The following is a 13,726-nucleotide window of genomic DNA, read 5'->3' as shown; positions in this document are numbered from 1 at the left end:
GCCACGCGGTGGGCGGCCGGCGCGTGGAGCGGCGCGACGCCGCCCTGGGCGCGGCGGGCGCGGCGGTGGCTCTGGTGGGCACCGCGGCCATCGTCCGGCAGGCCCGATCGCGACATGTCCGACGGCGGCGACCTACGCTGGAGCCGTGACCGACCCGACTCCGGCGCCGAAAATTCATGAAAAAGGGGATGAAGCGGAGGGGGTCGTGCCCGACGACGTGCCCGGTGACGCGCCGCACGACCCCGACCACGCCGACCCGCCGGCACGGACCGGGATGGAGCAGCGCAGCGCCGTCCTGCTGGTCGCCGGCTTCGCCACCGTGCTGCTCGCCGCACTCCTGGTGCTGGTCCCCGTCCCGTACGCGATCTTCAGTCCCGGCCCGGTGATCAACACCCTGGGCAAGGTGGACGGCAAGTCGCTGATCACGATCTCCGGGCACACCACGTATCCCACCCACGGCACGCTCGACATGACGACTGTCCGCGTGGCCGGGGGCCCGGGGACCCCGGTGTCGCTGGTCACCGTGCTCTCCGCCTGGCTCAGCGGCGAGCGGGCCGCCGTGCCAAAGGAAGCCGTGTTCCCGCCGGGCCAGTCCCAGCAGCAGTCCGAGGCCGAGGACCGCGCGCTCATGGTGTCGTCGCAGGAGAGCGCGACGGCGGCGGCCCTCGGGGCCCTGGGGATCCCGGTCCCGACGTCGCTCGCCGTGTTCGGCGTGCAGCCCGGCTCCCCGGCGTCGAAGGCGCTCAAGTCGGGTGACGTCCTGCTGGAGGTCCAGGGCAGCAGGATTACCGATCTGACGCGCCTGCGGACCCAGTTGCAGCGCGTCGAGGCAGGCGGCGACGTGCGGCTGAAGGTCAAGCGCGGGAACGCCGTCCTCGACCTCGTGACCGGCACGATCCGGGGCGACGACGGGCGCACCCTGCTGGGGGTGTACCTGGACCCGACCTTCACGTTCCCCTTCAGCGTGAAGATCGAGATCGAGAACGTCGTCGGGCCGAGCGCGGGCATGATGTTCGCGCTCGGGATCATCGACACCCTGACGCCGGGCGACCTGACCGCCGGAAAGAAGATCGCCGGGACCGGGACGATCGACGCGGACGGCAGCGTCGGCCCGATCGGCGGCATCCAGCAGAAGCTCGTCGGGGCGCGGCAGGCCGGGGCGGACTACTTCCTGGCGCCGTTCGCCAACTGCGGCGACGTCAGCGGGCACGAGCCGGACGGCCTTCACGTGGTGAAGATTTCCACGCTGAGTGAGGCGCGGAACGCCGTCCAGGCGATCGCGGCCGGCAAGACGTCAGGGCTCCCCAGCTGCGACTAGTGCGGCTCCGCCCACTGTCCTCCGCCCACTGTCCTCCGCCGACTGTCCTCCGCCGACTGTCCTCCGCCGACTGAGTCGCGTTCTGACCCCGATTTGGGGTCCAGACACGACTGAGTCGCGGAGCCGGGGCTAGCTCAGCGTGGCTCCCAGCGCCGCGATGAGTTCGGGTGCGAGGTCGGACCCGACCGCGACGTCGTCGTCGTTGTCGTAGCGGCGGGACCGCAGGGCGCACGCCCGCGAGCCGTCCCTCAGCACGGCGGCGGCGAGCCGGACGTCGTCCCGGGCGGGGTGATCCCGCGCCCACGCGACGGCCTTGGCCTCGTTCTCGGGCGCCTGAGCCTCCACCTCGGGCGGCAGCACGCTGCGCTCGATGACGATCGCGACGCCGTCCACGCTCGACGGCCACGCGATCCGCCCGAGCAGCTCCTCCAGCGTGTCCACCCGGGGGAGGCCGTCCTGCTCGACGGCGGTCAGGTGCTCGGGGTCCGTCACGGCCGCCGCGACGACGTCCGGGGGCAGCCGCTCGTCGAGTGCCGGGTCGCGGGCGAGCATGCCGGCCGTCCTGGCGAGTGCGAACAGGCGGACCGGTCCGTCCCAGCCTGCCCCCGCCACGTGCCGCTCCACCTCCACGACGACGCGGGCCAGCGCTTCGTGAGGACGGGTGGGATCACGGAATGCCACGATGTGATCCTTCCACCTCCGGCCCGAATACCAACCGCATACCAAACGGCCGGGGTGGGTGGGGGAACCATGGTGACGGTGGGTAAGTTCTCCCGTCGTGACGTTCCAGCGAGACCCACGCCGTCCGGTCCTCCAGCGTCGGCGCCGAGGCGCGCTCGCCCCCACGTTGATCATTCTGGGTGTTCTGATCATCGCCGGGCTGGTGCTGTCGCAACTGTGGACCGACGCGCTCTGGTACAACCAGCTCGGCTACGGCCAGGTGTTCGGGAAGCAGCTCGTGACCCGCATCCTGCTCTTCGTCGTCGGTGCGCTGATCATGGCGGCTGCGGTCGGTGCGAGCCTGGTAGTCGGATACCGGTCCCGGCCCGTCTACGCGCCGATGTCCACGGAACAGGCGGGCCTGGATCGATACCGGGACAGCATCGAACCGCTGCGCCGGCTGGTGACGATCGCCGTCCCCGCGGGTCTCGGACTGTTCGCAGGCTCCGCCGCGAGCCAGCAGTGGGCGACGGTGCTCCTGTGGCTCAACGGGGTCCCGTTCGGCAAGGACGACCCCGAGTTCGGCCTGGACATCGGCTTCTTCGTCTTCACGCTGCCGTGGCTGCAGTTCCTGAACGGGTTCATCACGGCCGTGGTGTTCCTGGCCTTCCTGGCCGGGCTGGTGACGCACTACCTCTACGGCGGCGTCCGCCTGCAGGGTGCAGGCCCCCGGCTGACCCCCGCCGCCCGCATGCACCTCGGCGGCCTCGCCGCGTTCTTCCTCGTGCTGCGCGCCATCGACTACTGGATCAGCAGGTACGCGCTGTCGACCAAGGACTCCCGGCTCATGACGGGCCTGACCTACACGGACGCGAACGCCGTCCTCACGGCCCGTGCGGTGCTCGCGGCGATCGCGCTGATCGTCGCCGCGCTGTTCCTGGTGGCCGTTGCGGCCGACCGCTGGCGCCTGCTGCCCCTGTACGGGGTCGGCCTGCTCGTGGTCGCGGCGATCGTCATCGGCGGGATCTACCCGGCGGCCGTGCAGCGGTTCCAGGTGACGCCGAACGCCCAGTCACTGGAAGCGCCGTTCATCAAACGCAACATCGAGGCCACGCGTGAGGCGTACGGCCTCAGCAAGATCGAGGTCCAGCAGTTCAAAGCGAAGTCGGAGGCGACGCCCACGGCGTTGCGTGAGAGCGCCGAGTCGATCCCGGGCATCCGGCTGCTCGACCCGTCCCTGGTCAGCGACGCCTTCCGGCAGTTGCAGCAGATCAAGCCGTACTACTCGTTCCCCGACAGCCTGGACGTCGATCGCTACCGGATCGGCGGCGAGACCCGGGACACGGTCATCGCGGTGCGTGAGGTGGACCTGGACGCGGCGCCCACGAACCAGCGGAACTGGATCAACGACCACATCGTCTACACGCACGGGTTCGGCGTCGTCGCCGCGCGGGGCAACCTGCGCGGGGACGACGGCAAGCCGGTCTTCTTCCAGCAGGGCATCCCGTCGACGGGTGACATCGGCAGCTACGAGCCCCGTGTGTACTTCGGCGAGCGCTCGCCGTCGTACTCCATCGTCGGCGCGCCGAAGGGCACACGTGCCCAGGAGCTGGACTTCCCCGACGACAAGAGCGCGAACCTTCAGCAGAACACCACGTACCACGGCAGCGGCGGCGTCAAGATCGGCTCCTCGTTCAACCGGCTGCTGTACGCCATCAAGTTCCGCGACCAGAACATCCTGCTGTCGGACGCGGTGAACTCCGACTCCCGCATCCTGTACGACCGCAACCCCCGCGAGCGCGTGCAGAAGGTCGCGCCGTTCCTCACGCTCGACGGCGACCCCTACCCGGCCGTGGTGGACGGCCGGATCAAGTGGATCGTCGACGGGTACACGACGTCGTCGCAGTACCCGTACTCCCGCACCGAGGTGCTGGAGGACGCGACCTCCGACTCGCTGACGGCGTCGAGCCGCAGCGTGGTGGCCCTGCCGGGACAGCGCGTCAACTACATGCGGAACTCGGTGAAGGCCACCGTCGATGCCTACGACGGCAGCGTCACGCTGTACGCCTGGGACGAGGCGGACCCGGTGCTGCGCGCGTGGCGCAAGGTGTTCCCCGGCTCGGTCAAGGGGTTGAACGAGGTCGACGGCGAGCTGATGTCGCACCTGCGGTACCCCGAGGACCTGTTCAAGGTGCAGCGCGAGCTGCTGGAGCAGTACCACGTCACGGACGCCGCGGCGTTCTTCGGGCAGCAGGACTTCTGGCGGGTCCCGAGCGATCCGACCGAGACCAACAACAGGCTGCAGCCGCCGTACTACCTCACCCTGCAGATGCCGGGGCAGGACGCGCCGACGTTCTCGCTGTCGTCGACGTTCATCCCGGCGGGCGGCACCCGTGAGGTACTGACCGGCTTCCTCGCCGTCGACTCGGACGCCGGCATGCAGGCCGGGAAACGCCGGGACGGGTACGGGCAACTCCGCTTGCTCCAGTTGCCACGAGATTCGGTGGTGCCGGGACCTGGGCTCGTGCAGAACACGTTCAACGCGAACCCGACGGTCTCGGAGTCCCTGAACCTGTTGCGGGGAGCGAGATCCGGGGCACAGAGCGGCTCGGAGGTCGAGAGCGGCAACCTGTTGACCCTGCCGATCGGCGGTGGGCTGCTCTACGTGCAACCCGTGTACGTGCGTGGCGCCGGTGCGAACTCGTATCCGTTGCTGCAGAAGGTGTTGGTGGCGTTCGGCGACCAGATCGGGTTCGCCGACACGCTGGACGGCGCGTTGGATCAGGTGTTCGGCGGGGCATCGACGGAGCCTCCGACCACCACGCCACCAGCCGGTACGGGCAATACACCACCGACGGCCGCCGATACGCGGCTGCAGCAGGCGCTGGCGACCGCGGCCGCGGCGATGCGGCAGTCGGCCGCGGCGTTGAAGGCCGGAGACTTCGCGGCGTACGGAGAGGCGCAGAAGCGGCTCAACGCGGCCCTGAACGCTGCGATCGTCGCCGAGCGCGAGGCCGCCGCCGCCCGGGCACAGGCGGCGCGGACGCCAACGCCGTCACCCTCGGCGTCGAGGTCGGCCGCGCCGTCGCCGAGCGCGAGCGGATCGGCGGCGCCGAGCCCGTCGCCGTCGCCGTGATGTGCCGCGCCGGTTACGAGCGGTGATGGCGGGTACCCCTGACCAGGGCGTCGTCCCTGGTCAGGGGCCGGGTGGGTGCTCGATTTGCTCGCGCAGTTCAACCTCGCGTAACCTAGCGGAGGCGACGCGGGGTGGAGCAGCTCGGTAGCTCGCTGGGCTCATAACCCAGAGGTCGCAGGTTCAAATCCTGCCCCCGCTACAGAGAAGTAGCAGGTCAGAGGTCCGGTTCCAGATCTTGGAACCGGACCTCTGATCGTTTGACCCTCAAATGACCCCGATCCCAAGCGGACGGGGATGGTGCGAGACGGCTCACGGCGACCACCGAGATCACCGTTGCGGCTTGGCTGTCTGCATTCCCGTCGTTTTCATGGCCATGGACATCTCGGCGATCAAGAAGGTGCGCTGATCAGCGAGCGAGATCGGTCGTCATGAGATCCGGGCGGCCACGGGAAATGCTGCGTGATAGCTTCCAAAGCTGTGGCCGAGCCTTCGAACGGTGGGGGTGAACCCGCGAGGGCCTGGTGGCCGGAAATCGCCGGGTCGTCGCCCGAGCCGGTTCGGCGTCGGGCGCCCTACGCGGTGAATCCCGCAGTCGGTGACCGAGGTCACCAGGCGCAGCGGCGGATCCTCGAGGCTGCGCTGGAGGTCTTCGGGGAGACCGGGCTGGCCCACGCGCGCGTCAGCCGCATCACAGAACGTGCAGGCTGCTCCAGAGCCGCGTTCTATCAGTACTTCTCCTCGAAGGAGGATGTGTTCCGGCAGCTCTCCGCATTGAGAATGAACGATCTCGCCGACAGGTTCGCGGCGCTGGGCGCTATCACGCCGGACGAGGAGGGCGTGCGTCGCCTGACCAGCTGGTTCGAGGACTGTCGGAGCGGCAACGGCCAGTTGTCGTCCTGCCCCGGCTTCTTCCACGACGCCCCCTGGCAGGATCCGACGTCGGCCGACGCGGCGAAGGGGTGGAACGCCCGGCTCCTGCGAGTGATCGGAAACGGCCTACGGCGAGCCGAGGTGCCCCCCGCGGACGTCACGTTCATCGCGGCCCTCATTCCGAGGACCGCTCTGACTGTCAATATGACCTCCTCCTTCGACGCTCCGGGACCGGGCGCCGGGACGGCTTCCGCTCGCGTCACGGACGCACTCGGCGCGGTCTTCCACCGCGCACTCTTCGACCGCCCACTCTTCGACCGCCCACCGGGCCCGAGCATCCCTACCAGACGTCGCCGCTCGGTCAGAGTGGAGGGCGCACCCCAGGTCACGGTGAGCGTCCCGGAACCGATCACGACCACCCGTGAGATCCTGATCGCCGCGGCCGGTTCTGTCTTCCTGGAGCGGGGCTTCCACGGTGCCCGCATCGAGGACATCGCAGCCCGCGCCGGCCTGTCGCACGGCGCCATGTATCGCCACTTCGTGACGAAGAAGGAACTGTTCCGTGAAGTCGGCGCCCGAGGCGGGGCGCGGTTCCTGGCCCCCTTCGAAGGACTGGACGACCTCGAGCTGGCGTCATCGGACGCCTCGGCTCAGTTCACCGCCTGGCTCCTCGGCTACGTTACCGCCACGGCGGAGATCGCTGCCCTGGTGCGGGTCTGGTACGAGGCGTTGCCGGACGACCCCGAGTTCACCGCCGATTCCGCGGCGACCATCGGCGCCGCGCTCGGGCACCTCACGAGGTTCCTCGAGCAACGGAGGGCGGGCGACGCGGACACCGATGCCGTGGTGATGCTTGCTCTGCTCGCGGCGATGAGCGGGCTGAGCCGATCGAGGGCGACAATGGATCGTGGGGCGCGACTCCTGCGCCGGGGCTTCTTCCTGCACCTTTCGCGACCCTGATCGAGGCGGTCCACGGCGTCAGACCCGACGGGGCACCTGGACGGAGAACAGGACCGGTGCTCACGCCCGCGCGTCCTGGAGGATCAACGCGGCGGCGTGTTCACCGATCATCATGACCGGCGCGTTGGTGTTCCCGCCCGTGATGCTGGGCATGATCGAGGCGTCCGCGACGCGGAGGCGGTCGACGCCCCGCACTCGCAGGGACGGATCCACGACCGCGTCGTCGCCAACGCCCATCCGACACGTTCCGACGGGGTGGTACACGGTGGATGCGGACTCGCGGACGACGCGCGCCAGCGCGACTTTGCCGGCATCTGCGGGTCCGGGGAGCAGCTCTTGCCGGACGCTCCGGACGATCGAGGGGTGAGCCATGGATTCGCGAACCAGTTCCATGCCCGCGACCAACGTATCCAGATCATGACTCTCGGCGAGGTAGTTGGGGTTGATGAGCGGCGCCGCAGTCGGGTCCGGTGACGATAGCCGGAGCGTGCCACGACTTCGCGGATAGAGCATGGCCGGCATGAGCGTGAGCGCGGTTCCGAAGGTGACCGGGCGATGGAAGCCCGGCTCCTCCTGGTGCGCGGGATACCCGACCGGGAGCACGAAGATCTGCAGGTCGGGAACGTCGTCGCGCAGGCCGCTGCCGACGAAGCCGAGCGCCTCGAACATCGTGCGGCCGAGGTACGTCGAATCCGGTCGCCGCAGCTCCTTCGCCAGCGTTGCGCCGACGCGGAGGGGCGAGGCACTGCGTCCGTCGGGTATCGAGTACGTCATCGGGACGAACAGGTGGTCGTGCAGGTTGTCGCCGACCGGGAGCTCCGCGACGACGGCGATGCCGAGGGAACGCAGATGGTCAGAAGGGCCGATGCCGGACAGCATGAGCAAACGCGGCGACCCGAGCGCGCCGGCGCAGACGATGACCTCCTGGGTGGCATGGATCCGATGGCTCGCGTTGCCGCTGCGCACGTCGACCGCGACGGCCCGCCCACGCTCGATGACGAGCCGGGAGGCGACGGTGTCGGTGAGGAGCGTCAGGCCGGTGGGCGCGTTCAGGAGATAGCCGATGTCGGCCCCTCGCCGCCGTCCCGCGAGAACGCTCTGCTGCAGGGGGGCCACGCCCTGCTGGTCTGCGGCGTTGTAGTCGTCGTTCCGCTTCACTCCCGCCGTCGCGGCGAGGGCGTCGAGGAAGCGCTGGCTCGCTCCGGCCAGCTCGCGCGCCCGGGTGACGGCGATCGGTCCGGAACCGCCACGGTAGTCGTTGGCGCCGTCCTCGAAAGCCTCCAGCTTCCTGAAGTACGGCAGCACATCCTGGTATGACCATCCGACGTTTCCTGCGGCGGCCCAGCTTTCGAAGTTCTTCCGGTGGCCGCGGACGAACGCCATCCCGTTGATCACGCTCGTCCCGCCCAGGACCCGTCCGTGCGACTGTGGGAGCGTGCGCCCCAGCAGGTGCGGCTGCGGCACGCTGTAGGCGGGCCAGGTGAACCTGCGCTGCAGCGGCGTCACGGCATGCATGGCGCCGACCAGTCCCGGGACGGTGACGAGCGCGCCGGTGCGACGCCGTCCGGCCTCCACCAGTACGACATGTGCGCCGGCGTCGGCGAGCCGGCGCGCGATGACGGCGCCCGCGCTGCCGGACCCGACCACGACGTAGTCGGCGCTGGGGGGCTGGCCGGCGGATTTGGTGCTCATCCCGTACATGCCTCCTGAGGAGCGGCCGGCTGCGCCGTGGCCGGCACGGCGGGCGACGGCGTCGGGCCGGCGTAGTACGGCCCCGGCTCGCCCGCCTTGGCGTACAGTCCGTCCGGGTCGTACACCTTGACCTCGCACCATTGCCACGGGTGCGAGGTGACGGTGGCGGCGCCGGTCAGCCTCACCACGACGTATGGGGTCAGGTAGGTCAGGTAGCCGGCACTGAGCAGCGTGAAGATCACCAGGAAGACGCCCAGCGAACCGCGGGTTCTCGTCCAATGCCATCGTGCCGCCACCCGCTCTGCTCCCGTGCGTCCCTCGCGGTCCTTCCACAACAGCAGGCTGCACACGATGAACGGGATCGTCGTTCCGACCGCTTGGAGAAGCAACGGGAACTGGTGGGGACCACCCTTGTTGATCGACCCGAAGTCCGGCACCTGCGTGTAGGCGAACATCCCGCTTCGAAGGATCGACAACTCGACCACGGTGTCGAGCACCGCGCCGAGGACGAAGGTCACCAGGGACAAGGTGACCAGCGGGTGGCGGGTGACCACCGAAGCGGCGCCCGCCCGAGCGAGAACGAGCCTGCGCGTGACGAAGATCGACAGCGCCGGGATGCCGGTGTAGAAGCTGAAATAGCCCAGGATCGGCATCAGCGGCTCGATGTTCGGAGCGAGCGACAGGTACGGAATTCCGTCCGGAAAGTGCAGCAGGCGCGGGTCGTAGCTGGCATAGGTCGCCCAGTTCGCCAGCGGGTCCAGCCAGACGAGGGCGTTGCCGGCGAGGACGAACACGAGGCCCGTCAGCATGGCTGACTGCCGCCACGAGCGCCACAGCAGCCAACCGATGAGAAGGACGGCCGTCGCGCCCGCGCCGCCTTCGATGACGAACGGCCATGCGTACGTCCCCAGCAGGGGCTCGACCGCGCGGGGATGCCCTGTCACGTCCGGTCGGGCGATGCGGCTACTCGCGTCGCGGGTGGCCAGGAGGCCGAGGCAGGCGACACCGGCCGCCACCACGACGACACCGGCCGTGACCCGCGGGGTGACCCGCAGATGGCCTCCGTGTGTCGCCGGGGAACCCGCAGCTCCCGTCTGTTCGGCTGTCGACATGAAGTCTGCGCGCCCCCTGAACGGTGTCGAGTCGTTTCGCCTGACAGCTTCTGACAGTCGAGTCACGTGGATTCTGACGATAGAGTCACATCGCTGGTGCCGCAACACACCCCTGGACCGAGGTTCTGATTCCGCGAGGTCGATCGACCTGTCGGGCAACGTGACACGTCGCCCCGGTGGCGCCTGGAATCCCTGGCCGATCCGATCGCGTGTGCCGCGGCCAGCCGGCACGTCCCCGCTGCGTCTGTTGCGCGGCCCGCCCAGCGTAATCCGCTAGACATTTGTCATTCCAGCGGTACGATCGACCGGCACGGTACGTCTCCGGTCTCCGCCGGTCTCAGCCCGGACGCGCACCGGCTCGCGGCGACCTGGTACGGAGCTGATGTCCGACATGCCTCCCAGCAACTGCTCGCGGGCCGGAGCCGACGTCGTGGTCGAGTGTGCCGACCGTTTCCTGCTCGCCGTGCCGACCGGGACCGGGCAGCCGACCGGGACGAGGCAGTGGTGAGCGCGGTCTCGCGGCCCGAGGCCTGGAGATTCGGCCTCGCTCCTCTGCCGGAGACGGTCCAGGCCGCGGCCTTGATGCGCCGGATCACCGGACTGCTGCTCGCGCTCGAGGAGCCCGAGCCGGGGCTGGGACCGCTCCTGGACGCCTTGGCAGAGGCGGAGCGCGTGCTGGGCGAGCATGCCCCGGCCGGCGCTCCGCCGAGGGTGGGGCCAGCCGCCGACGGCGACGGCCGCGTCTACCTGGACCACTCCCGCGACATCGGCGCCTTCAATCCGTGCTTCCCCGAGTACCGGATCACGGTAGACGGCGACAAGGCCTGGGGCACGGTGAACTTTCCCATCGCCTACGAGGGGCCGCCCGGCCTGGTGCACGGCGGGTTTCTCGCCGTCTTCTTCGATGCCGTCCTCCAGCACCACCACTGCGACGCGGGCGTGGCCGGGAAGACCAGCGCGCTCGCCCTGCGCTACCCGCGGCCCACCCCGCTGCTGACGGACCTGGACTTCACCCTCGCCCGGTCGGTCGAGGGGAGCCGGATCGGGTCCGAGGGGCGCCTCCTGCTCGACGGCGTCGTCCTCTGCGAGGCACGGATGGACGCGGCGAAGGGAGACCGCGACCGGCTGCCGGCGCTGTCCCCGCGGAGGGTGCGCCCGTGATCGACGCGGGGAGGGTCTCCTGCTGACCGTGCCCGCGCTTGGGGTGGGCAACGGAACCCCCTGCCGCGGTGCTGCTCCCGAACGGGAGCGACCCCACCCGCGCGGCGTCGTCGATCAGGGGCGTTGGAACGCGTCGACGACCGGCGCCTCGAGGTGGGCAAAGATCTAGATATTTTCAGCATCGGGCGCCGGCGCCCACCCATCCGTCTGATCTTCAGTCTGTGCGCGGAACCCGCACACAGACGCCGAGGGCGCGGCGACGGGGTTTCAGATGATGCCTTTGACCATCTTGATGACGCCACCGGCGTCCACCCGCAGCTGCACACCGGTGATGTACCGCGCCTCGTCGGAGGCGAGGAACACCGCGGCGTTGGCGATGTCGACCGGTTGGACGTACGGGATCGACAGGGCCTGCAGCGCTCGGAACCCGATCTCCGCGTCCTGTTGGGTCGGGTTCTCCAGGTCGGGGCGGAACTGCTTGAACATGGCGTCGTTGAGCAGCAGGTCGGTCGCCACGTTGGTCGGATGGATCGCGTTCAGGCGAATACCGAGCGGGGCGAAGATCAGGGAAAGCTGCTGTGTCAGCTTGACGATTGATGACTTGGCGAAGCTGTAGCCGTAGCCGCCGGCGGGCGTACCGCCGTTCGGCGGCGGTGCGTCCACGCTGTCCGCAATCATCGCGGCAGTCGACCCGGTGACGACGATCGCACCACCCTCCTTGAGGTGGGTGTGGGTGATCGCCAGCGTGTTCAGGACCCCGCCCAGATCGGTGTCCACGTGCTCGAAGAACGCGATCGGCGGGGTGGGGCCCAGGGTGCAGACGCCCGCGTTGGCCACGACGATGTCGAGCTTGCCGAACTCGGCCAGGCCGGCGTCCAGCGCGGCGGAGATCGATTTCTTGTCCCGGACGTCGCCCGCGCGGACCACGATCCTCCCGCCGGCCTTCTCGACCTGGGCGACGGTCTCGTCCAGGTCTGCCTGGGAGGCCATCGGGTACGTGGTCGTGTGCTGGTAGGGCTCCGGCACGTCGATGCCGATGATGCCGGCACCCTCCTCGGCCATCCGGACGGCGTGGGCCCGTCCCTGCCCCCGCGCCAGCCCGGTGATGAAAGCGACCTTGCCGTCCAGGCGTCCCGCCATGTCTCTTCTCCTCTGAAGGGATGTGCCTCCTGCGAAGGGATGCGACCGGGTTTCTTCGCAGTCGATCACAGTGTTTCCGGCTCTGGACACCCTGCTAGAGGCCGTTGTCCGCCAGGTCCTTGCGGAGGGCAACTTGTGGCGAAGCGGAAGCCGGGCTGCCTGCCGTCTCGTGGACGCCATGCCCGGGCCGTTGGTCGCCCTGGCACCACGGCCCGCCGGCGCCAGCACTCAATGTAGGAAGACTGGTAGCACGTAGACTACCATCATTGGGTAACCACATGGTGCTCTCTAGGAAATTGCAATGCGGTCTGCCTCATCGATGTCGCCGGTCGGCTGCCTCAGCCGGCGAGCCTCGCGCCCGACCCGTGGGGACGGGCCGGATGCGCCAGACGATCTGGCCCCTGCCTGCGTGGATGGGCCGTGGCCGGCGGTGCGGGCGAAGGGTGAAACAGGGTCGCATCTCGTCCGCCCACGACTCCGACCGCGCCGCGTTTCTGCGGGTCGATTGGTGCCCATCCGTCCCGTGCTTCACGGGAGGGTGAGGTCGGCTACGGGTCGGGGCGGCGTCGGGTGCGTGCGTGGCACGCTACGATGGGAACAGTCCGCCTATCCGTTTCAGGGTCGGTCGGGTTCCGCCCACGGTGACACCACAGTGCTGTGGAACGGGCGGCTCGTATTCGTAGGTGCCGCTTCAGGAGGTCGGCTGCATGAGTGAGAACGGTGAAGCTTCAGCCAAGAGCGGAGAGTTGACCGGCTCCTGGCGTGAGCGCACCGTGGAACGCTCCCTGCGCTCGGCACGCGTGAAGGCACTGTCCAAGGGCGACCGATACATCAGTATCGCCATTGAGATGCTCCGCGAGACCGGTCGTGGCGACTTCACGGTCCAGGAGCTCGCCGACCGGGCGCGCACGTCGTTGCGCTCCTTCTACCAGTACTTCTCGAGCAAGGATGATCTGCTGCTGGCCATCCTCGAAGAGACCGTCAAGGGGTCGGTAGAGGTATGGCGCGCCGAGACGGACGGGATGGACGCGCTCGATGCCATCGAGGTGATTCTGAGGAAGATCTACGGCGGGGACGAGGTCACCGACTCGTGGATGGGCGTGAACACAGGGCTGGCGTCGTACCACATCAGTCTCGCTGAGGACTACAACGTTCCCTACCGCCGAGCCATGAGTCCCTTCGTGGACCTGCTCGATGAGCATCTGCAGCGGGGCGTCGCGAAGGGGGTCATTCGCGACGACGTTCCCGCCGAGCGGCTGGTGCGGGTGACATTCCAGATGATCATGGGTGCCGCGCTGGTGAGCACGCTGTCCGTCTCCCCGGATGGCCGTGATTCTGATGTCGCGGCGCTGTGGGCGTTGTGCCGGCAGGCACTGGCGGCGCCCGCGCGGCCCGAAGGGCCGAGAGCGGCTACCTCGTCTGCATCGTCCGGTGCGGCGAGACGGCGGCGCGCGTCACGGTGAGATTCGTCGCCGTCGAGGCGGGCCAACTCCGGTTCCGCATCACGTCGGCGTCCCGTCCACGCCGGTACTTCGTCGCGGGATTCACCATCGGCGCCTGACCGCAATGACCGGGCCGGCCGGCCGGATCGAACGGTGACGCGAGGCTGGGCTCCGCCGCACGGCACCAACTCACCCATTCGCGGTCGAGGGTCCGGGCGGCGCGCCCGTGTCCGCC

The 13,726-nt window shown here is 69.3% G+C and carries 10 protein-coding genes and 1 tRNA gene; 7 read left to right on the top strand and 4 right to left on the bottom strand.

The genetic code is table 11. The annotated features are described in order from the left end of the window. The first annotated feature begins 205 nt into the window (after window positions 1–205). The gene (locus AC08OU_RS05890) at window positions 206–1,318 is read left to right on the top strand and encodes a YlbL family protein (protein ID WP_476604478.1); all 1,113 of its coding nucleotides are present in this window, start codon (window positions 206–208) and stop codon (window positions 1,316–1,318) included. Window positions 1,319–1,447: 129 nt separating this feature from the next. Here AC08OU_RS05890 and AC08OU_RS05885 read toward each other — a convergent pair whose 3' ends face one another. After that, window positions 1,448–1,999 carry a PPA1309 family protein gene (locus AC08OU_RS05885; protein ID WP_476604477.1) on the bottom strand — a complete coding sequence of 184 codons (552 nt, stop codon included), beginning with the start codon at window positions 1,997–1,999 and terminating at the stop codon, window positions 1,448–1,450. Window positions 2,000–2,096: 97 nt separating this feature from the next. Here AC08OU_RS05885 and AC08OU_RS05880 point away from each other — a divergent pair, with 97 nt between their 5' ends. The 3 genes from AC08OU_RS05880 (at window position 2,097) to AC08OU_RS05870 (ending at window position 6,944) form a co-directional block, all read left to right on the top strand. Then, window positions 2,097–5,114 (top strand): UPF0182 family membrane protein, encoded by a 3,018-nt coding sequence (locus AC08OU_RS05880; RefSeq protein WP_476604476.1) that lies wholly within the window; start codon window positions 2,097–2,099, stop codon window positions 5,112–5,114. 125 nt (window positions 5,115–5,239) lie between these two features. After that, window positions 5,240–5,313 (top strand) — tRNA-Met (locus AC08OU_RS05875). 278 nt (window positions 5,314–5,591) lie between these two features. Beyond that, window positions 5,592–6,944, top strand: a complete 1,353-nt coding sequence (locus tag AC08OU_RS05870; RefSeq protein WP_476604475.1) for a TetR/AcrR family transcriptional regulator — start codon at window positions 5,592–5,594, stop codon at window positions 6,942–6,944. Window positions 6,945–7,004: 60 nt separating this feature from the next. On the opposite strand, the gene AC08OU_RS05865 is transcribed toward AC08OU_RS05870, so the two are convergent. Both AC08OU_RS05865 and AC08OU_RS05860 read right to left on the bottom strand, forming a co-directional pair. Further along, a complete protein-coding gene (locus tag AC08OU_RS05865) occupies window positions 7,005–8,636 on the bottom strand; it encodes a GMC family oxidoreductase (RefSeq protein WP_476604474.1) in 1,632 nt (543 codons plus the stop codon). Continuing rightward, on the bottom strand, window positions 8,633–9,748 hold the full coding sequence (locus AC08OU_RS05860; RefSeq protein WP_476604473.1) for a spirocyclase AveC family protein: 1,116 nt from the start codon (window positions 9,746–9,748) through the stop codon (window positions 8,633–8,635). The genes AC08OU_RS05865 and AC08OU_RS05860 overlap by 4 nt, the downstream gene beginning before the upstream one ends. A gap of 382 nt (window positions 9,749–10,130) precedes the next feature. Between AC08OU_RS05860 and AC08OU_RS05855 the strand changes: the two genes are divergently transcribed. Both AC08OU_RS05855 and AC08OU_RS05850 read left to right on the top strand, forming a co-directional pair. After that, a complete protein-coding gene (locus AC08OU_RS05855; protein ID WP_476604472.1) occupies window positions 10,131–10,256 on the top strand; it encodes a hypothetical protein in 126 nt (41 codons plus the stop codon). Then, window positions 10,253–10,909 carry a hotdog family protein gene (locus tag AC08OU_RS05850; RefSeq protein WP_476604471.1) on the top strand — a complete coding sequence of 219 codons (657 nt, stop codon included), beginning with the start codon at window positions 10,253–10,255 and terminating at the stop codon, window positions 10,907–10,909. The genes AC08OU_RS05855 and AC08OU_RS05850 overlap by 4 nt, the downstream gene beginning before the upstream one ends. A 267-nt stretch (window positions 10,910–11,176) precedes the next feature. Here the strand turns inward: AC08OU_RS05850 and AC08OU_RS05845 are convergent, their stop codons facing one another. Next, window positions 11,177–12,049, bottom strand: a complete 873-nt coding sequence (locus tag AC08OU_RS05845) for a mycofactocin-coupled SDR family oxidoreductase (protein ID WP_476604470.1) — start codon at window positions 12,047–12,049, stop codon at window positions 11,177–11,179. Window positions 12,050–12,756: 707 nt separating this feature from the next. Between AC08OU_RS05845 and AC08OU_RS05840 the strand changes: the two genes are divergently transcribed. After that, on the top strand, window positions 12,757–13,512 hold the full coding sequence (locus tag AC08OU_RS05840; RefSeq protein WP_476604469.1) for a TetR/AcrR family transcriptional regulator: 756 nt from the start codon (window positions 12,757–12,759) through the stop codon (window positions 13,510–13,512). The last annotated feature ends 214 nt before the right edge of the window (window positions 13,513–13,726 follow it).

This window comes from Frankia sp. CcMO1 (assembly GCF_977945845.1).
This window is presented reverse-complemented; position numbering and strand designations above follow the sequence as displayed.

Coding starts and splice junctions, on each gene's coding strand:
- AC08OU_RS05865 (WP_476604474.1), bottom strand. CDS start 8,636: ATGAGCACCAAATCCGCCGGCCAGCCCCCCAGCGCCGACTACGTCGTG.
- AC08OU_RS05860 (WP_476604473.1), bottom strand. CDS start 9,748: ATGTCGACAGCCGAACAGACGGGAGCTGCGGGTTCCCCGGCGACACAC.
- AC08OU_RS05855 (WP_476604472.1), top strand. CDS start 10,131: ATGTCCGACATGCCTCCCAGCAACTGCTCGCGGGCCGGAGCCGACGTC.
- AC08OU_RS05845 (WP_476604470.1), bottom strand. CDS start 12,049: ATGGCGGGACGCCTGGACGGCAAGGTCGCTTTCATCACCGGGCTGGCG.
- AC08OU_RS05840 (WP_476604469.1), top strand. CDS start 12,757: ATGAGTGAGAACGGTGAAGCTTCAGCCAAGAGCGGAGAGTTGACCGGC.